Genomic DNA, 22,510 nt, shown 5'->3' with positions numbered 1-22,510 from the left:
GGAGCACTGCGGCGGCGCGCGCGGGGCGCGGTGAGGGGGCGCCGCGGGGCAGTGCGGGCGTGCGGGCGCGGAGGGATGCGGTGCCTCGGATCCGGAGTCTGCGTCGTCGACTTCCGGTCCTGCGCACCCCGGACCGGTCCCGGTCCGGCGGCCTGCTCGCTGCTACGGGGGTCACCCGTTACCCGATTTTGACACACCGGGTGACCGGTCGGGCAGAGCGGGATGGGAGACTCCACTTTCGTCACCGGTTGCGCACAGCCCGCACGACGGCGTGCGGCCCGACGGCCCTCCTCCGTGTCCGCGGCCCGACCCTGCCGCGACCGGGCGCAACCGTGGCGACCACGCTACCGCTGGAGGCCCTGCATGACCGCTCGTCCGATACGCCGCCGCACCGCCGCGGCCGGCGCCGTCCTCGCCGCCGTCCCGCTGCTGCTGACAGGCTGCGCGTCCGGCTCCGGCGGGAAGCAGAGCCTCTCGCTGCACGACCAGCTGCCCGACGGCGTCCGGAAGGCGGGCGTCCTGCGGATCGGCTCGGACCTCAGCTACGCCCCCGTGGAGTCCCGGGGCGCCGACGGCAGGGCCGTCGGCCTGGACCCCGACCTGGCGGCGGCGGTCGGCCGCAAGCTCGGGGTCAGGGTGGAGTTCCAGAACGTCGCCTTCGACAAGCTGATCCCCGAGCTGCAGGCCGGGCAGATCGACCTGGTGATGTCCGCGATGACGGACACCAAGGAGCGCCGCGAGGGCGTCGACGAGCTCGGCAACCGGCTGAACCCGGGCGTCGACTTCATCGACTACTTCATCGCGGGCACCTCGATCCTGGCGGCCAAGGGCAACCCGCACGGCATCACCGGCCTCAACGACCTCTGCGGCACGACCGTCGCCCTGCAGAAGGGCACCACGCAGGACACCATCGCCACCCGGCAGCAGGACCCGTGCCGGGCCGCGGGCAAGCCGCTGAAGGTCATGCGCCTCGGCACCGACGACGCGGCGCTGGCCCAGCTGCGGGCCGGCAACGCCGTCGCCGACATGAACGACTTCCCCGTGGCCGTCTACAACGCGAAGAAGGTCGCCGGCGGGTCCGCCCTGGAGGTGGTCGGGCCGCAGATGCAGCCCGCGCCGTACGGGATCGCGGTGAACAAGGAGAACACGGCGCTGCGCGACGCGGTGGTGCAGGCGGTGGACGCGATCATCATCAGCGGCGAGTACGACAAGATCCTGGCCGACTGGAACCTGAGCGCGGGAGCGGCGCAGAACGCGGTCGTCAACGGGGGCTGAGGCACGGAGGCCGAGGCACGGAGGCCGAGGCGAGGAGCGGCCGTCCGCCCGCCGTCCACCCGCCGTCCGCGTGCCGGACGGAGGGTGGACGGCCGTCCCGTTATTCGATTTTGATCTGTCCGAGGGTCCGCTGAGCGGTGCGGAGTGGCAAGATGCGGCCATCACTGGTCGCGGCACGGCTCGCACGACGGCGTGCATTCCCCAGCACCACCGCACGACCCGGCGCGCACCCGCGCGCCGCGCTACGGCGCATCGGCTGAGAAGACCTCTCCCATCAGGAGGATCCACCCCATGACTGCACGCTCCACCCGCCACCGCCTCCTCGCGACCGGTGCGGTGCTCGCGGCCGGCACCCTGGCCCTCACCGCCTGCGGCAGCCAGGGCGGCACCAAGGCCACGACCACGCAGCCGAGCGCGGCCGCCTCCAAGGCCCCCCTCTTCGACAAGCTGCCCGCGGCCGTCCAGAAGGCCGGTGTGGTGAAGGTCGGCTCCGAGGTGGCCTACGCGCCCGTCGAGTTCATGCAGAGCGGCAAGCCGGTCGGCATCGACCCCGACCTGGCCGAGGCCCTGGGCAAGCAGCTCGGGGTGACCTTCCAGATCCAGAACACCGGCTTCGACACCCTGATCACCGGCCTGGACTCCAAGCGCTTCGACCTGGCGATGTCGGCCATCACCGACAACAAGGAGCGCCAGGGCAAGGGCGTCGACTTCGTCGACTACTTCAGCGCCGGCACCTCGATCCTGGTGAAGAAGGGCAACCCGGAGAAGATCCAGACCCTGGACGACCTCTGCGGGAAGACCGTGGCCCTGCAGAAGGCCACCACCAACGAGGACATCGCCAAGGAGCAGGCGAAGAAGTGCGACGCCGACGGCAAGGGCAAGCTCACCATCCAGGCGTACGCCCACGACGGTGAGGCGCTGCTGAAGATCAAGGGCGGCGGCGCGGTCGCCGACCTCAACGACTTCCCCGTCGCGGCCTACAACGCGCAGACTTCCGGTGGGGGCAACGACTTCGAGGTCGTCGGCGACCAGATCCAGGCCGGCCTCTACGGCATCGCGGTCTCCAAGGAGAACACCCAGCTGCGGGACGCGGTCAAGGCGGCCCTGGACGCGCTGATCGCCAACGGCGAGTACGCCAAGATCCTGGACAAGTGGCAGGTCAAGCAGGGCGCCGTCTCCTCGGCGCAGGTCAACGGCGGCTCGTGACCCCCGGTCCGGCCCGGCCGCCCCGCACGGCGGCCGGGCCGGACGGCCCCGCCCGCTCCCGCACGTCCGAGAGGCACCTTCCGTGACCACATCCGTCGACAAGGTGCCGGAGGGCCCGGGGCCCTCCGGCACCGCCTCCCCGCACCACCCCATCAGGGCGGTCCCCGTCCGCCACTACGGCCGCTGGGTCTCCGCCGTCGTCGTGGTCGGCGTCCTGGCGGCCCTGGGGGCCGCCTTCGCCGGCGGCAAGATCACCTGGAGCACCACCCGCGAGTTCCTCTTCAACGCCGACATCATGGCCGGCGCGGGGAACACGCTCTTCATCAGCGTGGCCTCCATGGTGCTGGGCCTCGTGCTCGGCGTCACCGCCGCCGTGATGCGCATGTCGGGCAACCCGGTGATGTCCGGCGTCGCGTGGCTCTACATCTGGATCTTCCGCGGCACCCCGGTCATCGTGCAGCTGCTGATCTGGTGGAACCTCGCCCTGGTCTTCCCGACCATGTTCGGCCAGGACACCAACAAGGTGATCACGCCGCTCGTGGCCGCTCTCCTGGGCCTCGGCATCAACGAGGGCGCCTACATGGCCGAGATCGTCCGCGCGGGCATCCAGTCCGTCGACGAGGGCCAGACCGAGGCGTCCCACGCACTGGGCATGTCCAAGGGCCAGACCATGCGGCGCATCGTGCTGCCCCAGGCGATGCGGGTGATCGTGCCGCCGACCGGCAACGAGTTCATCAACATGCTCAAGACTTCGTCGCTGGCCTTCGTGGTGACCTACCCCGAGGTGATGCTCAAGGTGCAGGACGTCTACACCAACAACCTCGCCGTGATGGAACTGCTCTTCGTCGCGTGCTTCTGGTACCTGGTGCTCACCACGGTCTTCAGCATCGGCCAGTTCTACCTGGAGCGCCGCTACGCCCGCGGGTCGAGCCGCAACCTGCCGCCCACCCCGTTGCAGAAGATCAAGGCCAACATGTTCTCCCTGCGCACCCCGGGAGGCGCACTCTGATGGCCGGCAACCTGAGCAAGAACCCGGGCGCCCCCATGGTCAAGGCCGAGGACGTGCACAAGTCCTTCGGCCACCTCCAGGTGCTCAAGGGCATCGACCTGGAGGTCAGGCCGCGTGAGGTCTTCTGCCTGATCGGCCCGTCCGGCTCCGGCAAGTCCACCTTCCTGCGGTGCATCAACCACCTGGAGAAGATCAACGCGGGCCGCCTGTGGGTGGACGGCGAGCTCGTCGGCTACCGCCAGAAGGGCGACAAGCTGTACGAGATGAAGGACAGCGAGATCGCCGTCCAGCGCCGCGACATCGGCATGGTCTTCCAGCGGTTCAACCTCTTCCCCCACATGACGGCCGTCGAGAACGTCATGGAGGCCCCGGTGCGGGTCAAGGGGCAGGGCAAGGCGGAGGCCCGCGAGCGGGCCCAGCAGCTGCTGGAGCGGGTGGGCCTGGGCGACAAGGCGGGCAGCTACCCGTCGCAGCTCTCCGGCGGCCAGCAGCAGCGGGTAGCCATCGCCCGCGCCCTGGCCATGGAGCCCAAGCTCATGCTCTTCGACGAGCCGACCTCCGCCCTCGACCCCGAGCTGGTCGGCGACGTCCTGGACGTCATGCGGCAGCTCGCCGAGGAGGGCATGACCATGGTCGTGGTCACCCACGAGATGGGCTTCGCCCGCGAGGTCGGCGACGCGCTGGTCTTCATGGACGGTGGTGTCGTGGTCGAGTCCGGCCACCCGCGCGACGTCCTCACCGACCCGCAGCACGAGCGCACCAAGGCGTTCCTCTCCAAGGTGCTCTGACAGCCGGGTGGCCCGAGGGGGGATCCCCCTTCGGGCCACCCGTCGGAACCTCCGCAGCCGTCGGCACACTTCCCTCGTCCCGCGATGCGGGCCGGCAGGGGCTCAGGTGCCTGCAGCTCACGAGCAGGCTCGCACCTGCCAATCCTCGTCGGCGAACTGGAAGAGGAAGTAGGCATATCCACCCGGAGGCGCACTCTCGCACTTGCTCGTCCGGCCGGCACTCGGCAGGTACACCTTGAAGCTGTGCTTGTACTTGCATCGGTTGTAAACGGTGTAGACGATTCCCGTGGGACCGCCGCCATCGCTCACATCGGCACGGACTCCACAGAATCCCGGGTCAGCCGAAGCAGTGGCAGCCGGAACAGCCACCGTCAGCGAGAGGGCCAGCATCGGGAGGCCCAGACCGAGGACCACAGCCCTACGGCTGTTGTTCAGCATGAGCGGACCTCCCACCAGTCGGTGTCGATGGCGTACGCATAGGTGTGATTGCCGTACGGATCGACACTTCGACAAAGTGTGCTGCGGCCGAGCTGCGGAAAATAGACCTTGAACGCATGGGCACGTGAGCACTTGTTGTGCACCTGGTAGGCGAAGTACGGGACGTCCCCACCGTCGATCGGGGTCGGCCCATCCGCACGGACACCACAGAATCCGGGGTCGGCGGAGGCCGCTGCGGCTGGTGCAAGCACCAGAAGCGGGACTGCCAGAACCGCCGCCGATGCCACCCCTGCGAGGCGCTTCCCCCGCGCTCTGAATTTCTGCCTCACGAAACTCCATCCATGCTCCGGTCGCCGGAATCAGCGAAGGACATTGAGGCCAGGAATGGTCCCATGCCGAGATTCCTGCACAACACCCCCATTCGAGGGGGGTCACCCCCGCCGTACGGCAGGCTCTCACCGGCTTCGAATGACACGGCTTCCTGATTGCTGCGTCCGGCTCCGGCACCTGCAGGGCCGCCTCCCTGCTCTGCCGTTACACCCCACAGTCCTGTCCAGCCCGTCAGGATTCGCCGCACGACGACGTTGCAGTTGCCGCGGCCACCCCGCAGGTGCACGACGGCGCCGGCGCGCGTACGGGACCGGGCTTCGAGTGGCCGGCGGTTGCCCGGGAGAGGGCCGTTGGTAATACCCTGGGATCCGAGCAGGCCGTTACCGGTGCCGGACAGCGCAGAGTGGGGATCGCAGGTGGAGCTGGGCTCTTACGCGGAGTACGCGGTGCGGCTGGTGAACAGCGAGGAACCCGGCCGCGGCACCGACGCGCTCACCTCGCTCGACGAGCTGCGGCGGCTCCTCGGCGCCGGAACGCGTGCCGCGTCGCTGGCCGAGGAGGCCGACGTGCCGCGGCTGCGGGCCGTCCGCGGCCGGCTGCGCGGCGTCTTCGAGTCGGCCGCCGAGGGCGACCAGGTGCGGGCGGTGGACCTGCTCAACGGCCTGCTGGTGGAGTACCCGGTCAGCCCCGTCGTCTCCGGCCACGACCACCTGGACGAGGAGGGCCGCCCCCGCTGGCACCTGCACCTCGCGGACAGCGCCGCCACCGCGACCGCCGCCTACGCGGCCCCGGCCGCCATGGGCCTGGCCATCCACCTCACGGAGCTCGGCGTCGACCGGCTCGGCATCTGCCAGGCCGCGCCCTGCCGCAACGCGTACCTGGACACCTCCACCAACCGCTCGCGCCGCTACTGCTCGGACCGCTGCGCGACCCGGGCGAACGTCGCCGCCTACCGGGCCCGCAAGCGCCAGGAGGCCCCGGCGGCGGGCGGCGGCGCGGCCCCGGCCGCCCCCGCCTCCGCAGAGGTCACATCTCGGGGCTGACCCGGGTGAGGACGCCGAGCCTGGCCGCCAGGCGCGGCCCCGCCCCCGGCGGCAGGCGGCGCAGCAGGCGCTCCAGCCGCGGGGAGGGCGCCAGCCAGGCGGGGGACGGGCTCAGGCGCAGCAGCACCCGGCCGAGCACCAGCTCGTCGGGGACGGTGCCGAAGTCGCGGCTGTCGCCCTCGGCGAAGGAGTTGTCGGACAGCAGCCACCAGCCGCCGGGCCGCCGCTCGGCGGCCCGCTTGACCACGAGCAGGTCCTGCCGCAGCGGGTGCCGGGCCACGACCACGGCCCCGGGCCGCAGGCGGGCGCCGTAGCGCACCAGCAGCCGGTCGCCCTGGCGGAGCGTCGGCAGCATCGAGGGGCCCTCGACGTCCACCAGTCCGAGCGGCGCCGCGCCGGGGCCGCCGCCGGGCTCCTCCTCCGCCAGGACGCCGGGGCCCGCCGTTCCGTACGGGCCGCCGTCCTGCCGCCGCTTCAGCGCCATGCCCCACACCTACCCGGTACCCGACGTCTCGTCCAGACCCAGCATCCCGCACCGGGACGCCCGGGCCGCGGCCGCCTCCCGTCCGGGGCGCGGCGCGGCGGCGTCCGCCTGTCGGACTTTTGCCCTAGGACCCCGGGGGCAGGCGCGAAACGGGGCGGGTTGCGGGGTAATCTCGCACCCGGGAAGACGATCACGGAGGAAGGACCCCCATGCTCTCTCGTCTGTTCGCACCGCGCGCCACCGTCCACGCCCACTGCGACCTGCCGTGCGGCGTGTACGACCCGGCCCAGGCCCGTATCGAGGCCGAGTCCGTGAAGGCCGTGCAGGAGAAGTACCAGGCCAACGAGGACGCGCACTTCCGCGCCCGCGCCGTCGTCATCAAGGAGCAGCGGGCCGAGCTGGCCAAGCACCACCTCTCGGTGCTCTGGAGCGACTACTTCAAGGCCCCGCACTTCGAGAAGTACCCGCAGCTGCACCAGCTCTTCAACGACGCGCTGAAGGCCGCCAGCGCCGCCAAGGCCTCCACCGACCCGGCCACCGGCCAGGCGCTGCTGGACCTGATCGCCGAGATCGACAAGATCTTCTGGGAGACCAAGAAGGCCTGATCCCGGACCTGCCCGGCCGCACCGCGCCCGGCGCACCGCCCCTTCCCGGGGACGGCGTGCCGGGCGCGGTCGTGTGCGGAGGTGCGCAGGGCGCGGGAGGGGCACGGGTGCGGGGGAACCGGGGGCGGACGGCGATGGAAGATTTTGCGCCGTCTTGCGCAAGAACTTTCAGGCGGCCGCGGCGGCGGGCCGCCCGGGCCGGCGCGGCGTCCCGGGGCGCGCCTTTTTGAGAATGAGCATGTCAGAAGGGGGGCGGTGCGCCACCCGCTCCCACCGCTTCACCTTCAAGAGGTGAAGGATCGTCCCGCCGTTCGTGTCCGACAACGGCCGGATGCGGCTGTACGGCGAAACTGCTTGAACACATTCCGCCCGCAGACCCCTCGCCCCGTGTTGGGATTCGTACGCGAGATCCGGAACCGCACCCGGTCGCCTCCTCGCTGACGGTCCGCCACCGGACCCCGACGGAAGGACGAGCATGGTCCGCATACGCCACCTCCGCACCAGGGCGCGCTGGCAGCCGCTCCTGCTCCTGCTGGCGGTCGCCGCCGGCCTGTTCACCACCGCGTCGCCCGCAGCGGCGGCCCGCGAGTACCCGCCCAGCGTGGTCGTGCCCTTACAGGTCACCGCCACCACCGACTACGGCGACACCGTCCTGCTCTCCGGCAGCTCCCCGGAGCTCGGCTCCTGGGACCCGGCGAAGGCCGTCCCGCTCACGACCGGCCCCGGCACCTACCCGGTGTGGTCGGCGAACGTGTCGCTGCCGCCCGGCCCCGAGGTCCAGTACAAGTACATCCGGCGCACCGCCGCCGGATCGCTGGTCTGGGAGACCGTCCCCAACCGGTCCGTCTTCATCTCCCCCACGGGCGAGACCGCGCTGCGCGACCGGTGGAACGTCGCCGGCGGCAGCCCGGTGACGGCCGTCTTCCAGGTGACCGCGCACACCTCCTACGGCCAGAACGTGTACGTGACCGGCGACCTGGCCGAGCTCGGGGCGTGGAACCCGGCGAGGGCCGTCCCGCTCACCACCGGCACCGGCACCTACCCGGTGTGGTCCGGCGGGGTGCAGCTGCCCCCGAACACCGCGGTCCGGTACAAGTACTTCACGAAGAACGCGGACGGCACCGTCACCTGGGAGGGCGGCGCCGACCGTACCGCCACGACCGTCCCGAGCGGCGTCCTCACCGTGAACGACACCCTGCGCTGAGCGGGGCCGCACTCCGGGGCCGGGGGCGTGGCACCGCCGCCCCCGGCCCCGGCGCGTCCGCCGGGGCCGCGCCCCCGCACGGACACCCCCCGCCCCGCGCGCTCCCCGCGCCCGGCCCTGCGCCGCACGCCCCGCACGCCCCCGCCGCCGGGCCCTACTCCTCGTCGTGGTCGACCATCGCCTCCTCCAGGTCCAGGCGCCGCACCAGGGTCCGCAGCAGCTCGTCGTCGATCCGCCCCTGGTCGCGCAGCCGGACGAAGGCCTGCCGCTCGGCCTCGACGAGCTCCCGGCTGAGCCGCCGGTAGGTGGCGTCGGCGGACTCCCCCGTCTCCTCGTGGACGGCGCCCAGGCGCTCCCAGACGGCGTTCTGCCGCCGGTCCAGCACCCGCCGCAGCCGGGTCTCCAGCGCCTGCGGCAGCCGGTTGCGCTCGTCCTGCAGCAGGACGTCCAGACGGTCCAGCGCGGCGTGCGAGGCGTCGCTCTGCGCCTGCGCCTCGGTGAGGACGAGCCGCTGCCGGTCGGGCCGGGGCAGGCGGAGCACCCGGACCAGCGCCGGCAGGGTGAGGCCCTGCAGCAGCAGGGTGCCGACCACGACGGCGAAGGTGAGGAAGAGGATCAGCTCCCGGCCGGGGAAGGGGCCGCCGCCCTCGACGGTGGCCGGGATCGAGAACGCCACCGCGAGCGAGACCACGCCGCGCATGCCGGCCCAGGCGATGACGAAGGTGGCGTTCCAGGGCGGCAGGGGGGCGGCCGGCCGGGAGCGGCGCAGCCCCCGGCCGAGCAGCGGCGGCAGGTAGGTGGTGGCGTACGTCCAGACGAACCGGCCCACGACGACGACCGCCAGCACCGCCGTGGCCCACAGCGCGAGCTGCCCGGCCCGGTAGGCGCCCAGGTCGTCGAGGATGAGCCTCAGCTGGAGCCCGATGAGGGCGAAGACGGTGGACTCCAGCACGAAGGACACCATCCGCCACACCGCCTCCTCCTGCAGCCGGGTGGCGAAGTCCACGGCGTGGGCCTCGTGGCCGAGGTAGAGGCCCACCACGACCACGGCGATCACGCCGGAGGCCCCGAACGCCTCGGCGACGGCGTAGGCCGCGAAGGGGACGAGCAGCGAGAAGGTGTTGAGCAGCAGCGGGTCGGCGAGCCGGACCCGGACCCACTGCAGCGGCACCATCAGCACCAGGCCCACGGCGGTGCCGCCGAGCGCGGCGAGCAGGAAGTCGCCGGCGGCCGTCCCCCAGGAGAACCCCTCCCCCACGGCCGCGGCCAGCGCCACCCGGTAGGCGGTGATCGCGGTGGCGTCGTTGGCCAGGCTCTCCCCCTGCAGGATGGTCACGATCGTGCGCGGCAGCCCCACCCGGCGGGCGATCGCCGTGGCGGCGACGGCGTCGGGCGGCGCGACGACCGCGCCCAGGACGAAGGCCGCCGCCAGCGGCAGGCCCGGCACCAGGACGTACGCCGCCAGGCCGACCAGCACGGTGCAGAAGAGCACGTACCCGACGGCGAGCAGCGCCACCGGCCGGACCTGCGCCCGCAGGCCGAGGAACGAGCTGTCCAGGGCGGAGGTGTAGAGCAGCGGCGGCAGGACCAGCGGCAGCACCAGGTGCGGGTCCAGCGTGTACGCGGGCACGCCGGGCAGGTAGGAGGCGGCCAGTCCGACGGCCACCAGGAGCAGCGGCGCGGAGGTGCGCAGCTTCCGCGCGACGCCCGCGACGGCGGCGGCGCCCGCGACGAGGAGCAGCAGGTCGGTGCTGGAGCCGGAATGGGTCATGCTGGTCATGGTCGCCGGTCCTTGGTCGTCGTCGGGTCATGGCCGCGCCGGTCCGCAGGTCGAGGGCTCCGAGGGGGACCGTTGTTCGATAGGTACCGCAGCACACGCAAGCACGGCGGGGCGGCGGAGGACGCACGGCGCGCGGATCAGCCCGCGGCCGGCTCCGGCGTCCCGGCGGGTGCGTCCGCGGCGCCGGGCTGCGCCCACACCGCGCACCTGCCGGATCCCGAGCCCCCCGCGTCCGGGGAGGGCTGCCGCGGCTGCGACGAGGCCGGGCAGCACCCGGTGCAGCTGCGCAAGTGCCTGGTGTGCGGGCTCGTCTCCTGCTGCGACTCCTCCCCGTCCCGGCACGCCACCGCCCACTTCCTCGCCACGGGGCACGCGGTGATGCGGTCCCACGAGCCGGGCGAGTCGTGGCGCTGGTGCTACGTGGACCGCCGCATCGTGTGAGGGCGGGCCGCACCGGGCCCGCGGGCCCGCCGGCCGCCGGCCGGTACCCTCGCGGCATGATCCGTCCCGCTTCCGTCGAAGACGTCCCCGCGATCCATGCCATGATCCGCGAGCTCGCGGAGTACGAGAAGGCCCTGCACGAGGCGGTGGCCACCGAGGAGCAGCTGCGCGAGGCGCTCTTCGGGCCGCAGCCCGCCGTCTTCGCCCACGTCGCCGTCGAGGGGGAGGACCCCGGGGGCGAGCCGGTCGGCTTCGCGCTGTGGTTCCGGAACTTCTCCACCTGGCGCGGCACCCACGGGGTGTACCTGGAGGACCTGTACGTCCGCCCGCACGCCCGCGGCGGCGGCCACGGCAAGGCGCTGCTGCGCGAGCTGGCCCGGATCTGCACCGAGCGCGGCTACGCGCGCCTGGAGTGGTGGGTGCTGGACTGGAACAAGCCGTCCATCGGCTTCTACCGGTCCCTCGGCGCCGAGGCGATGGACGAGTGGACGGTCTTCCGGCTCACCGGCGAGCCGCTGGCCCGCCTCGCCGCCGGGTCCTGACCCGCGGGGGTCCCCGGCCCCGGCGTGCGCGCCCCCGGCCCCCGACGGCGGGTCAGGACCCCTGCCGGCGGACCCGGACCGCCGCCGGCGGCGACGGGCACTGCCACGGGGAGTGCCCGAGGGCCTACCATGAGTGGCCCGCGCAGTCGCCCGTTCACGTGACGGCCCGCGGGGGCGGCGACACCGGGCCACGGATCGCGGTAGCGTCGCAGGCGAGGCGCGTTGTCCGGGCCGTCCGCACAGGACGGGACCGGGGTGCCGCGCATCCCGCCCCGCCCCCGGGGCGGAAGCAGTTCCAAGGCAAGCAGCCGAGGCCGCGGCCCGCAGGGGCCGGCTGCACGGCGCGTCACCCAGGAGGTGAGGGTGTCCCAGATCGACGGCGAGCCCGGGGCGAAGGACTTCGTGGAAGTCCGCCTGCCCGCGGCAGGGGCGTACCTCTCGGTTCTGCGGACGGCGACCGCCGGCCTCGCGGCCCGTCTGGACTTCACCCTGGACGAGATCGAGGACCTGCGGATCGCGGTCGACGAGGCGTGCGCCATCCTGCTCCAGCAGGCGGTGCCCGGCTCGGTGCTGGCCTGCGAGTTCCGCCTGGTCGGCGACTCGCTGCGGGTGACGGTCTCCGCACCCACGACCGACGGCCGTGCGCCGGAGCGCGACACCTTCGCCTGGACGGTGCTCTCCGCACTGGCCGGCGAGGTCGAGTCGACCGTCGCCGAGGACCGGACCGTGAGCATCAGCCTGCACAAGAAGCGCGGTGCCGGCCCCGGTCAGCCGTGAGGCGGCCCGCACGCGCGGCGGCCCCGCCGCCGCGCGTGCGGCGCGGACCTCCCTCAGCCGCGTGTCCCGGCCCGTCCGGGGCGCCGCGGCGGTACAACCAACTGTTGACCCCGGCGCCGCGGCTGCGGCACCGGTGCTCCCGGAACGGAACGGGGGATCGCCGTGAGTGATCTGGACCGCACAGGCGGTGCGGGGCCCGGTGTCGACCGCGCCCCCACCGTGCCCGCCCAGGCGGGGACGCCGGAGCCGGCCGCCGCCGTGCGCGGCGCCGACCGGCCGGCGGGCACCGACCATGACGCCGCGCACCCGAAGGACGCCTCCCGCATGAGCGAGCCGCACCCGTCCGAACCGACGCCGGCACCGACGCCGGCACCGGCACCGGCACCCGGGCCGACGGCAGGGCCGGTGCCGGACGCGGTGGACGTGCCGGAGCCGGTGGAGGCCGAGCTGCTGCACGCGTCCACCCCGCACGCCCCCGACCGGGCGGCGGCCAAGGCCCTCTTCGCCCGGCTGGCGGCGCTGCCCGAGGGCTCGCCGGAGCGGGTCGAGCTCCGCAACCAGCTGGTGCGGATGCACATCCCGCTGGTGGAGCACCTGGCCCGGCGGTTCCGCAACCGCGGGGAGCCGCTGGACGACCTGACCCAGGTCGCGACCATCGGCCTGATCAAGTCGGTCGACCGCTTCGACCACGAGCGCGGCGTGGAGTTCTCCACGTACGCGACGCCGACCATCGTCGGCGAGATCAAGCGGCACTTCCGCGACAAGGGCTGGGCGGTGCGGGTGCCGCGCCGCCTGCAGGAGCTGCGGCTGTCGCTGACCACGGCGACCGGCGAGCTCTCCCAGCGGCACGGCCGCTCCCCGACGGTGCACGAGCTGGCGGAGCACCTCGGCATCTCCGAGGAGGACGTGCTGGAGGGCCTGGAGTCGGCCAACGCCTACTCCACGCTCTCGCTGGACGTGCCGGACACCGACGACGAGTCGCCGGCCGTGGCGGACACCCTGGGCGCCGAGGACGACGCGCTGGAGGGCGTGGAGTACCGGGAGTCGCTCAAGCCGCTGCTGGCGCAGCTGCCGCCGCGCGAGCAGAAGATCCTGGTGCTGCGGTTCTTCCGCAACATGACGCAGTCGCAGATCGCGGCCGAGGTGGGCATCTCGCAGATGCACGTCTCCCGGCTGCTCGCCCGCACCCTCGCCCAGCTGCGCGAGAAGCTGCTGGTGGAGGAGTAGGCCCCGCACGCGCCGGAGGGCCGCACCCGTGACCGGGTGCGGCCCTCCGGCGCGTCGGCGTCCGTGTGCGGGCGCCGGGCGGGTCAGCCGCGCGGGGCCTCCAGGACGGCGGTCACCCTCGGGTGCAGCAGGGCGGCGATCCCCGCCAGCCCCAGCAGGGCGACCAGCACCGCCAGGACGGCCATCACGCCGCCGCTCTGCCACATGTAGTAGGCGACCGGCAGGCAGATGGAGTCGGTGAGCAGCGCCGGGGTGCGGCCCCAGCGGCTGAGCCGCAGCAGGCCGCGCCCGGCGAGGAGGGGCAGCAGCCCCAGCAGCAGGATCACCACGCCGCCCAGCTCCGCGAGGCCGCGGTTGTGCGGGGCGCCGACAAGCCCGGCGACGATGTCGTACAGGCCCCAGGCGGCCAGGGCGGCGCCCTGGACGAGGGCGATCACGGCCCCCGCGACCAGCGGGGCGGGCCGGGTCGCGGCGGGTGCGTTCTTCGCGCGCGGGCTGTCGGTCGTCACCTCTGCAGGGTATCCGCCCGGTGCCCGCATACCGGACACCGGCCCGGCGTGTACCGACGGGTAGGTACGCTGAGGGGCATGCGTGCCCTCCTGGTCGTGAACCCCAAGGCGACCACCACCAGTGCGCGGACCAGGGACGTGCTGGCCCACGCGCTCGCCAGCGACCTCAAGCTGGAGGTGGCGGCGACCGCGCACCGGGGCCACGCCCGGGAGCTGGCGCAGCAGGCGGCCGCGGACGGGGCGGTGGACCTGGTCGTCGCGCTCGGCGGCGACGGCACCGTCAACGAGGTGGTGAACGGCCTCCTCGCCCACGGCCCCTCGGAGCGGGTGCCGCGCCTGGCCGTGGTGCCCGGCGGCAGCACGAACGTCTTCGCCCGCACCCTGGGCCTGCCCAACGACCCGGTGGAGGCCACCGGGGCGCTGCTGGACGCGCTGGAGGCGGGCCGCGAGCGGGTGATCGGCCTGGGCAAGGCGTTGACGCCGGGGCTGCCGGACCGCTGGTTCACCTTCTGCGCGGGGCTGGGTTTCGACGCCGGCGTGGTGGGCCGGGTGGAGGAACGCCGCCGGGCGGGCCGCCGGTCGACCCACGCCCTGTACGTCAACGAGGCGCTGCGGCACTTCGTCACGGAGCGTGAGCGGCGGAGGACCGGTCCGATCACCCTGCGGGTGCCCGGCGGGGAGCCCGTCCCGGGGCTAGTGTTCTCCATAGTCTCGAACACCTCGCCCTGGACGTTCCTGGGCAACCGCCCGGTGCACCCGTCGCCGAGGGCGTCGTTCGACACCGGGCTCGATCTGTTCGCACTGGACCGGATGACGGTGGCGGGCACGGTCCGGACCGCGCGCGGCCTGCTGCGCGGGGACGGCGCCGGCCCGCGGGGCCGGCACGTGGTCTCCTACCACGATCTGCGGCACTTCACCTTGGTTTCGCAGGAACCGGTGCCGTTCCAGGTGGACGGGGACCACCTTGGAGAGCGGACGGACGTGAGTTTCACAGGTGTTCGCCGGGCACTGCGTGTGATTGTGTGATCAGGTAGGCCGTTCGGCCTTGCAGTCGAACGTGCAACCCGCCTTCACTCCATCGAAGTACAGGGTGTGATGGAGGCGACACCAAAGAATCAAAAATTCCTCCTCGAAGGGGGTTGTATCCGGGCCCCAGGTTTGCGAACCTCTACTTGGCGATCGGGACGGACCGCAACGGGACATCCGCCGGAGTCGCCCGAATCCCCTGCTCCAAAGCTCAAGCCTCACGGGCCGACGTGTCTGTCGACCCCTTTGGCCGTCTCGGGATTCGTGAAAGCGTTCACATTCACAAGCAACCACAGGTGTCGGCGGATCACCGTCTGCCGACAGGAGGAGTTGGACCACCATGGACTGGCGCCACCGCGCTGTCTGCCGGGAAGAGGACCCCGAGCTGTTCTTCCCGATCGGTAACACCGGTCCGGCGCTGCTGCAGATCGAGGAGGCCAAGGCCGTGTGCCGCCGCTGCCCGGTCATGGAGCAGTGCCTGCAGTGGGCCCTGGAGACCGGTCAGGACGCCGGCGTGTGGGGCGGCATGAGCGAGGACGAGCGTCGCGCCATGAAGCGCCGCGCCGCCCGCAACCGCGCCCGCACCGCCTGAGACACCCCCGACCCGGGGGGACGTGATCAGCACCTGATCAGAGGCACGGCCCCGAGGGGCCGACGCCTTCCACCGCACCGCACCCCTGCGGCGCCGTTCGGTCGCGACATTTGGTACCGTCGTTGACGAGGGCCCGCCGCGTGCGGCGCCCAACGGGCCAGGCCCGCACTCCGCGGCAGCGCCGCGGACCAGGAGCCCCTGTTCCGGCCGACTCCCCCCGACGGCCGGAGCAGGACGAGAGGCCCTGCCGACCCATCCCCCCCCGGTCGGCAGGGCCTCGTTTCGTGTCCGGGGACCGGGCCCGGGGGCCGGCGGCCGGGCGGGACACGCCGCGCCGCGCCGGACACGGGACGCACAGCGCCCCGGGAGCCGGGAGCCGGGCGCCGGGCGCCGGGCGCAGCACACGGCACTGGGCGCACCGGCCGGGGCCCCGGCCCGCGGGCCTCACCCGACGGGGATCTCCAGCACCACCCTCGTGCCGCCGCCCGGGGCGGCGACCATGTCGAAGGTGCCGCCCAGCTCGCCCGCGGCGAGCGTGCGGACGATCTGCAGCCCGAGGTTGCCGCCGCTCTGCGGGTCGAACCCCTCGGGCATCCCCCGGCCGTCGTCCTGCACGGTGATCAGCAGGTACTCCTGCAGCCGGCCGCCCGCGGCCCGGGCGGCCGGGCCGGCCTCCGGCCCGGCGGGCCCGGCCGACGGCGCCCGGCCCCGCAGCGCGGAGACCTCCAGGCTGCCCGAGGCCCTGGTGCCGAAGGCGTGCTCCAGCGCGTTCTGCAGCAGCTCGGTGAGGACCATGGCCAGCGGCGTCGCCACCTCGGCCGAGAGGATCCCGAAGGAGCCGGTGCGCCGGGTGGCCACCCGGCCGTCCTGCGAGAGCTCCATCACCATGGCCAGCACCCGGTCGGCGATCTCGTCGAAGGCGACCTGCTCGTCCAGGGTCTGCGACAGCGTCTCGTGGACGATGGCGATGGAGCCGACCCGGCGCACCGCCTCGTCCAGCGCGAGCCGGGCCGGGTCGGAGTCCATCCGGCGGGACTGCAGGCGCAGCAGCGCCGCCACCGTCTGCAGGTTGTTCTTCACCCGGTGGTGGATCTCCCGGATGGTGGCGTCCTTGGTCATCAGTTCCCGCTCGCGGCGCCGGAGTTCGGTGACGTCCCGGAGCAGCACCAGCGAGCCGACGTGGACGCCCTTGGGCTTGAGCGGGATGGCGCGCAGCTGGACGACGCCGCCGTTGGCCTCGACCTCGGTCTGGCGGGGGGCCCAGCCGCTGGCCAGTTTCACCAGGGCCTCGTCGACCGGGCCGCGGGACGGCGGGACCAGCTCGGCGGTGGTGCGGCCGAGGTGGCAGCCGACCAGGTCGGCGGTGAGGCCGAGGCGGTGGTAGGCGGAGAGCGCGTTGGGGCTGGCGTAGGTGACGATGCCGTCGGCGTCGAGCCGGATCAGTCCGTCGCCGGCCCGGGGGGCGGCGTCCATGTCGACCTGCTCGCCGGGGAAGGGGAAGGTGCCGGCGGCGATCATCTGGGCCAGGTCGGAGGCGCTCTGCAGGTAGGTGAGCTCCAGCCGGCTGGGGGTGCGGACGGTGAGCAGGTTGGTGTTGCGGGCGATCACGCCGAGGACGCGCCCCTCACGGCGGACCGGGATGGACTCGACGCGGACGGGCACCTCCTCGCGCCACTCCGGGTCGCCCTCGCGCACGATGCGGCCCTCGTCGTAGGCGGCGTCCAGCAGCGGGCGGCGGCCGCGCGGCACCAGGTGGCCGACCATGTCGTCCTGGTGGGAGGTGGGGCCGGTGTTCGGGCGCATCTGGGCGACCGAGACGTACCGGGTGCCGTCGTGGGTGGGGATCCACAGCACCAGGTCGGCGAAGGAGAGGTCGGAGAGGAGCTGCCACTCCGAGACCAGCAGGTGGAGCCATTCCACGTCGGAGCCGGTGAGGGTGGTGTGCTGGCGGACCAGTTCGTTGAGCGAGGGCACGCTGCGAGCGTAACCGCCGGTGCGGCAGGGGTGCCCACCGGAGCCGTCCGCGGGGCGGTCCCCGGCCGGCTCCCCGCCTGTTCGCGGCCGGTCCCCCGCGTGTTGCCGGCCTGTTCCCCGGGGGCCCCTGGACAGCCGCAAGTGGTCTAGTCCACTATGGGCGTGCACCGAGGAGGAGTCCGTCGCGCGTCCGCCCTGACCGCGCGGCCCCTCCGGTCGGCCGCAGCCTGGACCGGGCCCCGCACAGCCCGCCCCGGCAGCGCGGCCGGCCGCACCGGCGGACCGCGGTGCCGGGCGGGCCGAGGGTCCCGTCCCGGCGCCGCGGTCCGGGCGTGCGCCCCCGCCGCCCGGCCGAGGTCGGGTCCCGGACCGTCCTGCGGCCCGCTGTCCGGACCGTTTCCCGCCCCGTTTCCCGCCCTGTTTCCCGCCCTGTTTCCCGGACCGTCTTCCGGCCCGCCCTCCGGTCCGCGTTCCGGCTTGTGTGCGGATCGGGGAGATCCGTCCGACCGGTCCTCGCCGTGCGGCGGCTCCGCCTACCATGTGGCGGATCGTCAGCACCCAGCACCGGCGGCGCCGGAGAGACTGCGAGGAGCGCGCATGGACCGGGAAGCACCCCCCGTCGGAGTCGACGTCTCCGTCCCCAGCGTGGCCCGGATGTACGACTACTACCTCGGCGGCAAGGACAACTACGCCGTCGACCGCGAGGCGTCCGAGGAACTGCTCAAGGTGGTGCCCAGCACCAAGGTGCTGGCCGTCAACAACCGGCGGTTCCTGCAGCGGGTGGTGCGCCGGCTGGCGGAGGAGTACGGCATCCGGCAGTTCGTCGACCACGGCTCCGGCCTGCCCACCCAGGACAACGTCCACCAGGTCGCCCAGCGCGTCGACCCGTCGTCCCGCGTGCTGTACGTGGACAGCGACCCGATCGTGCTGGCCCACGGGCGCGCCCTGCTGGAGGAGAACGAGAACACCGCCGTCATCCAGGCGGACATGCGGGACACCGACGGGATCCTCGGCCACCCCGAGGCGCGGCGGCTGATCGACCTCTCCCAGCCGGTCGCCGCCCTCTTCGTGTCGGTGATGCACTGCATCCCGGACGAGAGCGACCCGGCGGGCCTGGTGCGGCGGGTGGCCGAGCGGCTCGCCCCGGGCAGCTTCCTGGTCGTCTGCCAGCTGGTCAGCGAGGACAGGGCCACCCGCGACTTCGTCACCGACTTCATGGACCGGTCCACCGGGGGCCGGTGGGGGCGGGTCCGGCAGGCCCACGAGGTGGAGCGGTTCTTCGACGGGCTGGAGATCCTGGAGCCCGGCCTGGTGGAGGTCTCCACCTGGCGGCCCGACTCCGATCTCGGCCCGAAGCAGCTCACCCGGGAGTGGATCGAGTTCGGGGGCGTGGCCCGCAGGCCGTGACCGGCGCCCGGACCCGCCGCGCGGGCGGCGGCGTCCCCGCCCCGGGCGCCGCCGCCTCCGGCGGGACGCCCGGGGCGCCGGCTCAGCCCCTGCCGGCGTCGATCAGCCCCTGGAGGAACTCCTCGGTCTGCCGGGGCGTGCACGCCTCCGCGGAGAGGCGGTCCAGCACGGCCAGGTAGTTGTCGACGTCGTCCGGCTTGTCCAGGTAGAGGGCGCTGGTCAGCTGCTCCAGGTAGACGATGTCCGGCAGGTCCGGCTCCTGGAACCGCAGGATGGTGATGGGCCCGCCGGCCGCGGCGAGGCCGCCGACCTCGAACGGCGCGACCTGGAGCGTGACGTTCGGGAGCCGCGCGGCCTCCAGCAGCCTCTCGAACTGGGCGCGCATCATCGCCGGGCCGCCCAGCGGGCGCCGCAGCGAGGCCTCGTCCATGACCGCCCACAGGCGGGGCGCGCCCTCGGCCCGCAGCAGCTTCTGGCGCTCCATCCGGAGCTGGACGCGCCGCTCCACCTCGGGCACGGGGGACCGGGGGTGGCCGAGCCGGACGACGGCGCGGGCGTACTCCTCGGTCTGCAGGAGGCCGGGGATGAACTGGACCTCGTAGGTCCGGATGACCGAGGCGGCCTCCTCCAGGCCGATGTGGGTCTCGAACCAGCTGGGCAGCACGTCGCTGTACCGGTTCCACCAGCCGGGCGTACTGGCCTGCCGGGCGAGCGCCAGGAAGTCGGCCCGCTCCGCCTCGTCGGTCACCCCGTAGAGGGTGAGCAGGTCGGAGACGTCCCGCTCCTTGAAGCCCGTCCGGCCCAGCTCCAGCCGGCTGATCTTCGCGTGGGAGCCGCGGATCGCGTCCCCGGCGGCCTCGCGGGTGATGCCGGAGCGCTCGCGCAACCTGCGGAGCTGGGTGCCGAGCACGATGCGGAGCACCGTCGGGCCGCCCCGAGGGTGCTCGAGGTAGCGCCTTATGGACGGCTCGCCGCCCGGCCGCGTGGCGGTCATTCCGACTCCCCTGGGTGACTGCGCGCAGGCGCTCAGTCTTGCACTGCCGACGGGTCAGGTACAGCGGCCGGTCAGACCAGCGCGTCGAAGTCGCCGTCCTTCACACCGCCGATGAAGGCCGCGATCTCCTCGGGTGTGTAGACGAGCGCCGGGCCCTCGGGGTCACGGGAGTTGCGGATGGCCGCGCCGCCCCCGGGGAGGGCGGCGAGCTCCACGCAGTTGCCGTTGGGGTTGCTGCGGCGGCTCTTCCTCCAGGTCACCCCCGGGATGCGGGTGGCCTGCACGCCGTTGGGGATCTGCTCCACGAGGGGTGCTCCTTCGTCCTCACGATCGTCTGCACGTGCATCTGCACGTGCGCATGTTCTTACCGGTGTGCTTACGACTGTAATTGCAGATGTGCTTGCAGCGACAGGGGTGGGGCGTGGATAGTGGAGCGCGCAGGCACCGTTCGCGCCCGAGACGCCCGAAAGGGCCACGGAGATCGTGATGACAGCGGATACGGCGATTCGACCGGCCGGTCTCGCGCTGCTGCCCGGAGGGCGCGGCGAGGAACCGGCAGAGAGCGGCACCTTCGCGACCTGTGCGCTCAGCGGGGACCTTCAGGCGGCGGGCGTCGCCCGGCACTTCACCAGATCGACCCTCCAGGGCTGGGACATGCCCGACCTCGTCGACGACGTCGAGGTGATCGTGTCCGAGATGCTGAGCAACGCGATCCGCCACGGGCTGGGCGGCACGCGCGGCGGGGCCGGCACGCCCAACCTGGTCGGCCTGGGGCTGCTGCGCCGCGGCCGGACGGTCCTCTGCGCGGTCTCCGACCCCAGCACCGACGTGCCGGTCGTCCGGCAGGCCGACGGCTTCGCCGAGTCGGGGCGCGGACTGCACCTGATCGGCGCGCTGAGCCGCGCCTGGGGCTGGACCCCCCCGACCCGGGACGGGAAGTCCGTCTGGGCGACCGTGTCGGCCGCCGCCTGCGCCTGACCGGCCCCGCCCCGCCCCGCGCCGGGCGGCTGCCGGGCGGCTGCCGGGCGGGCGGCTCGCGGACGGGCTCGCGGACGGGCCGGGCGCCGGGCGGGCCTCCGGACCCGTGCCGCCGCGTCCACGGCGGCCTCAGCGGCCCCAGCGGCCCCAGCGGACGGACCTGCTCCCGGCCGGGCCGGCGGCCGCCCCGGGACGGACGGCCGCCGCGGGGGCTCAGCGCCAGCGGTAGCGCAGCCGCAGGTGGTCCACGACCAGGTTGAAGCGGGCCCGGTCCAGCGCGCAGGCCTCGCGGCGCATGCCGTCCGGGTGGACCCGCATGACCCGGTCGAGGGCCACCCAGGAGTCCCGGCCGGTGCGGTCCCAGGGGCCGGAGCCGATGGGCACCCAGTCGCGCTGCCCGTCGTGCTCCTTGCTGGAGAGCATCACGGCCAGCAGGGTCCCGCCCGCCTCGCGGGCCACCACCAGGACGGGCCGGTCCTTGCCGCGGCCGTCGTTCTCCTCGTAGGGGACCCAGGTCCACACGATCTCGCCGGGGTCCGGGTCGCCGTCGTGGTCGGGGGCGTACGCGGTGCGCACCGGGCCGACGGCGAGGGGCTCGACCTCGACCGTGGCGGAGGGGCCGCGGCGGCCGGGGACGTCGGGCTGACTGCTGATCATCTCGGTCACGCGGCCAGGCTAACGGCCTCCCGGCGGACCGCAAGGGGCGGCCGCAGGGGCGGCCGGGGGCGTGCCGCCGCGGGCCGGGCCCGGGCCCCCGTCGGACGGGGGCCCGGGCCCGGCGGGCGCCGGCCGCCCTCAGTGGGTCTCGGTGACCTTCGCGAGGGCGCGGGGCGCGTCCGGGTCCTGGCCGCGCGCGATCGTGACCTCGTACGCGAGCCGCTGGAGCGGCAGGATCTCCAGGACCGGCTGGAGCTCCTCGGGGACGCCCGCCGGGAGGGCGAAGCCCGCGGAGGCCGCGTCGACCTGCGCCTGCGGGCCGACGACGACGAGGTCGGCGCCCCGGCCGCGCAGCCGGTCCAGCACGGGCTGCAGGGCCTCGCCGCCCTTGCCGTCGGGGACGACCGCGATCACCGGCGAGACGTTGTCCACCATGGCCAGCGGGCCGTGCAGCAGGTCCGCGCCGGAGAACGGGGTGGCCGGGATGTAGGTGGTCTCCATGAGCTTGAGCGCGGCCTCGCGGGCGGTCGGGTAGCCGTAGCCACGCGAGGTGAGGACGAGCCGCTGGGCGAAGCGGTACCGCTCGGCGAGCGCGCGCACCTCGTCCTGGCGGGCCAGCACGCCCGCGGCCAGCTCGGGGAGCGCCTTGGCGGCGGCGCCGTCGCCGCCGCGCAGGCCCTCGACGAGGAGGTAGAGGGCGAGCAGCTCGGCGGTGTAGGTCTTGGTCGCGGGCAGCGCCTTCTCCGGCCCGGCCAGCACGTCGACGTGGTACTCGGAGACCTCGGCCAGCGGGGAGGCCGCGTTGTTGGTGACGGCCAGGGTGACCGCCCCCGCCTCGCGGGCGGCCCGGGTGGAGGCGACCAGGTCGGGCGAGCCGCCGGACTGGCTGACGGTGACGACCAGGCAGTCCCGCAGGTCCTGCCGGGCCCCGTAGGCGGTGGTGGTGGACATCGAGGTGAGCCCGGCGGGCCTGCCGAGCAGGATCTCGACCAGGTACTTGGCGTACAGCGCGGCGTTGTCCGAGGTGCCGCGGCCGGTGAGGAGCACGAAGCGGGGACCGCGGGCCGCGATCTCGGCGGCGATCGCGCGGATGCGGGGTGCGCCCTCGTCGAGGACGCGCTGCAGGACAGCCGGCTGCTCGGCCATCTCCCCCGCCATGACGCGTCCGGGGACGGGGGCGACAGCGTGCGTGTCGGACATCTGGTGGACCTCCGGAGAAGGTGG

Annotated in this window: 25 protein-coding genes; 15 read left to right on the top strand and 10 right to left on the bottom strand. The window is 73.7% G+C overall.

The genetic code is table 11. The annotated features are described in order from the left end of the window. The first annotated feature begins 363 nt into the window (after positions 1 to 363). The 4 genes from LO771_RS10910 to LO771_RS10895 all read left to right on the top strand — a co-directional run bounded on the left by LO771_RS10910 (position 364) and on the right by LO771_RS10895 (position 4,278). Positions 364 to 1,275 carry an ABC transporter substrate-binding protein gene (locus LO771_RS10910; RefSeq protein WP_230650510.1) on the top strand — a complete coding sequence of 304 codons (912 nt, stop codon included), beginning with the start codon at positions 364 to 366 and terminating at the stop codon, positions 1,273 to 1,275. A 291-nt stretch (positions 1,276 to 1,566) separates the two neighbouring features. Beyond that, positions 1,567 to 2,481, top strand: coding sequence for an ABC transporter substrate-binding protein (locus LO771_RS10905; protein ID WP_230650508.1), 915 nt, complete (start codon positions 1,567 to 1,569; stop codon positions 2,479 to 2,481). A gap of 82 nt (positions 2,482 to 2,563) precedes the next feature. Then, positions 2,564 to 3,490, top strand: coding sequence for an amino acid ABC transporter permease (locus tag LO771_RS10900; RefSeq protein WP_374228140.1), 927 nt, complete (start codon positions 2,564 to 2,566; stop codon positions 3,488 to 3,490). Continuing rightward, positions 3,490 to 4,278, top strand: coding sequence for an amino acid ABC transporter ATP-binding protein (locus LO771_RS10895; protein ID WP_304944790.1), 789 nt, complete (start codon positions 3,490 to 3,492; stop codon positions 4,276 to 4,278). The genes LO771_RS10900 and LO771_RS10895 overlap by 1 nt, the downstream gene beginning before the upstream one ends. Positions 4,279 to 4,395: 117 nt before the next feature. Here the strand turns inward: LO771_RS10895 and LO771_RS10890 are convergent, their stop codons facing one another. Both LO771_RS10890 and LO771_RS10885 read right to left on the bottom strand, forming a co-directional pair. Next, positions 4,396 to 4,716, bottom strand: coding sequence for a hypothetical protein (locus LO771_RS10890; protein ID WP_230650505.1), 321 nt, complete (start codon positions 4,714 to 4,716; stop codon positions 4,396 to 4,398). Further along, positions 4,710 to 5,045 (bottom strand): hypothetical protein, encoded by a 336-nt coding sequence (locus LO771_RS10885; protein ID WP_230650502.1) that lies wholly within the window; start codon positions 5,043 to 5,045, stop codon positions 4,710 to 4,712. Before LO771_RS10885 ends, LO771_RS10890 begins: the two co-directional genes overlap by 7 nt. Before the next feature lie 417 nt (positions 5,046 to 5,462). On the opposite strand from LO771_RS10885, the gene LO771_RS10880 reads away from it, so the two are divergent. Next, positions 5,463 to 6,089 (top strand): CGNR zinc finger domain-containing protein, encoded by a 627-nt coding sequence (locus LO771_RS10880; RefSeq protein WP_230650499.1) that lies wholly within the window; start codon positions 5,463 to 5,465, stop codon positions 6,087 to 6,089. Here the strand turns inward: LO771_RS10880 and sodX are convergent. After that, a complete protein-coding gene (gene sodX / locus LO771_RS10875) occupies positions 6,073 to 6,444 on the bottom strand; it encodes a nickel-type superoxide dismutase maturation protease (RefSeq protein WP_230650998.1) in 372 nt (123 codons plus the stop codon). The two genes, LO771_RS10880 and sodX, sit on opposite strands and share 17 nt — an antisense overlap. A gap of 338 nt (positions 6,445 to 6,782) precedes the next feature. Between sodX and sodN the strand changes: the two genes are divergently transcribed. After that, the gene (sodN, locus tag LO771_RS10870; RefSeq protein ID WP_230650496.1) at positions 6,783 to 7,178 is read left to right on the top strand and encodes a superoxide dismutase, Ni; all 396 of its coding nucleotides are present in this window, start codon (positions 6,783 to 6,785) and stop codon (positions 7,176 to 7,178) included. Between the two features lie 475 nt (positions 7,179 to 7,653). Then, the gene (locus LO771_RS10865) at positions 7,654 to 8,382 is read left to right on the top strand and encodes a carbohydrate-binding module family 20 domain-containing protein (RefSeq protein ID WP_230650494.1); all 729 of its coding nucleotides are present in this window, start codon (positions 7,654 to 7,656) and stop codon (positions 8,380 to 8,382) included. A gap of 154 nt (positions 8,383 to 8,536) precedes the next feature. Here the strand turns inward: LO771_RS10865 and LO771_RS10860 are convergent, their stop codons facing one another. Then, entirely contained in the window at positions 8,537 to 10,162 is a 1,626-nt protein-coding gene (locus tag LO771_RS10860; RefSeq protein ID WP_230650492.1) for a Na+/H+ antiporter, read from the bottom strand. A gap of 207 nt (positions 10,163 to 10,369) precedes the next feature. Between LO771_RS10860 and LO771_RS10855 the strand changes: the two genes are divergently transcribed. The 4 genes from LO771_RS10855 to LO771_RS10840 all read left to right on the top strand — a co-directional run bounded on the left by LO771_RS10855 (position 10,370) and on the right by LO771_RS10840 (position 13,149). Beyond that, complete coding sequence (locus LO771_RS10855) at positions 10,370 to 10,603, top strand: UBP-type zinc finger domain-containing protein (RefSeq protein WP_230650994.1); 234 nt, start codon at positions 10,370 to 10,372, stop codon at positions 10,601 to 10,603. Between the two features lie 56 nt (positions 10,604 to 10,659). Beyond that, positions 10,660 to 11,145, top strand: a complete 486-nt coding sequence (locus LO771_RS10850) for a GNAT family N-acetyltransferase (protein WP_230650489.1) — start codon at positions 10,660 to 10,662, stop codon at positions 11,143 to 11,145. Between the two features lie 363 nt (positions 11,146 to 11,508). Then, positions 11,509 to 11,922 carry an anti-sigma regulatory factor gene (locus LO771_RS10845; protein ID WP_111491575.1) on the top strand — a complete coding sequence of 138 codons (414 nt, stop codon included), beginning with the start codon at positions 11,509 to 11,511 and terminating at the stop codon, positions 11,920 to 11,922. 162 nt (positions 11,923 to 12,084) lie between these two features. Then, positions 12,085 to 13,149 carry a SigB/SigF/SigG family RNA polymerase sigma factor gene (locus LO771_RS10840; RefSeq protein ID WP_374228138.1) on the top strand — a complete coding sequence of 355 codons (1,065 nt, stop codon included), beginning with the start codon at positions 12,085 to 12,087 and terminating at the stop codon, positions 13,147 to 13,149. An 83-nt stretch (positions 13,150 to 13,232) separates the two neighbouring features. Here LO771_RS10840 and LO771_RS10835 read toward each other — a convergent pair whose 3' ends face one another. Further along, complete coding sequence (locus LO771_RS10835; RefSeq protein ID WP_230650486.1) at positions 13,233 to 13,658, bottom strand: hypothetical protein; 426 nt, start codon at positions 13,656 to 13,658, stop codon at positions 13,233 to 13,235. Between the two features lie 78 nt (positions 13,659 to 13,736). Between LO771_RS10835 and LO771_RS10830 the strand changes: the two genes are divergently transcribed. Next, positions 13,737 to 14,684: a diacylglycerol kinase family protein gene (locus tag LO771_RS10830; protein WP_230650484.1), complete on the top strand. Its 948-nt coding sequence runs from the start codon at positions 13,737 to 13,739 to the stop codon at positions 14,682 to 14,684. Positions 14,685 to 15,024: 340 nt separating this feature from the next. Further along, entirely contained in the window at positions 15,025 to 15,276 is a 252-nt protein-coding gene (locus LO771_RS10825) for a WhiB family transcriptional regulator (protein WP_014138019.1), read from the top strand. 444 nt (positions 15,277 to 15,720) lie between these two features. Here the strand turns inward: LO771_RS10825 and LO771_RS10820 are convergent, their stop codons facing one another. Next, positions 15,721 to 17,250: a sensor histidine kinase gene (locus LO771_RS10820; protein ID WP_230650482.1), complete on the bottom strand. Its 1,530-nt coding sequence runs from the start codon at positions 17,248 to 17,250 to the stop codon at positions 15,721 to 15,723. Between the two features lie 597 nt (positions 17,251 to 17,847). On the opposite strand from LO771_RS10820, the gene LO771_RS10815 reads away from it, so the two are divergent. Beyond that, positions 17,848 to 18,657 carry an SAM-dependent methyltransferase gene (locus LO771_RS10815; RefSeq protein WP_230650480.1) on the top strand — a complete coding sequence of 270 codons (810 nt, stop codon included), beginning with the start codon at positions 17,848 to 17,850 and terminating at the stop codon, positions 18,655 to 18,657. A gap of 82 nt (positions 18,658 to 18,739) precedes the next feature. Here the strand turns inward: LO771_RS10815 and LO771_RS10810 are convergent, their stop codons facing one another. Then, positions 18,740 to 19,651 (bottom strand): helix-turn-helix transcriptional regulator, encoded by a 912-nt coding sequence (locus tag LO771_RS10810; RefSeq protein ID WP_230650478.1) that lies wholly within the window; start codon positions 19,649 to 19,651, stop codon positions 18,740 to 18,742. Between the two features lie 71 nt (positions 19,652 to 19,722). Then, on the bottom strand, positions 19,723 to 19,956 hold the full coding sequence (locus LO771_RS10805) for a DUF397 domain-containing protein (protein WP_230650476.1): 234 nt from the start codon (positions 19,954 to 19,956) through the stop codon (positions 19,723 to 19,725). 181 nt (positions 19,957 to 20,137) lie between these two features. Between LO771_RS10805 and LO771_RS10800 the strand changes: the two genes are divergently transcribed. Next, entirely contained in the window at positions 20,138 to 20,629 is a 492-nt protein-coding gene (locus LO771_RS10800) for an ATP-binding protein (protein WP_230650473.1), read from the top strand. A gap of 213 nt (positions 20,630 to 20,842) precedes the next feature. On the opposite strand, the gene LO771_RS10795 is transcribed toward LO771_RS10800, so the two are convergent. Both LO771_RS10795 and LO771_RS10790 read right to left on the bottom strand, forming a co-directional pair. Then, positions 20,843 to 21,286: a type II toxin-antitoxin system PemK/MazF family toxin gene (locus LO771_RS10795; protein ID WP_230650988.1), complete on the bottom strand. Its 444-nt coding sequence runs from the start codon at positions 21,284 to 21,286 to the stop codon at positions 20,843 to 20,845. Positions 21,287 to 21,424: 138 nt separating this feature from the next. Continuing rightward, positions 21,425 to 22,486: an SIS domain-containing protein gene (locus tag LO771_RS10790; protein WP_230650470.1), complete on the bottom strand. Its 1,062-nt coding sequence runs from the start codon at positions 22,484 to 22,486 to the stop codon at positions 21,425 to 21,427. Positions 22,487 to 22,510 lie beyond the last annotated feature (24 nt).

The organism is Streptacidiphilus sp. ASG 303 (assembly GCF_020991365.1).
In the GTDB taxonomy this organism is placed as follows: Bacteria; Actinomycetota; Actinomycetes; order Streptomycetales; family Streptomycetaceae; genus Peterkaempfera.
This window is presented reverse-complemented; position numbering and strand designations above follow the sequence as displayed.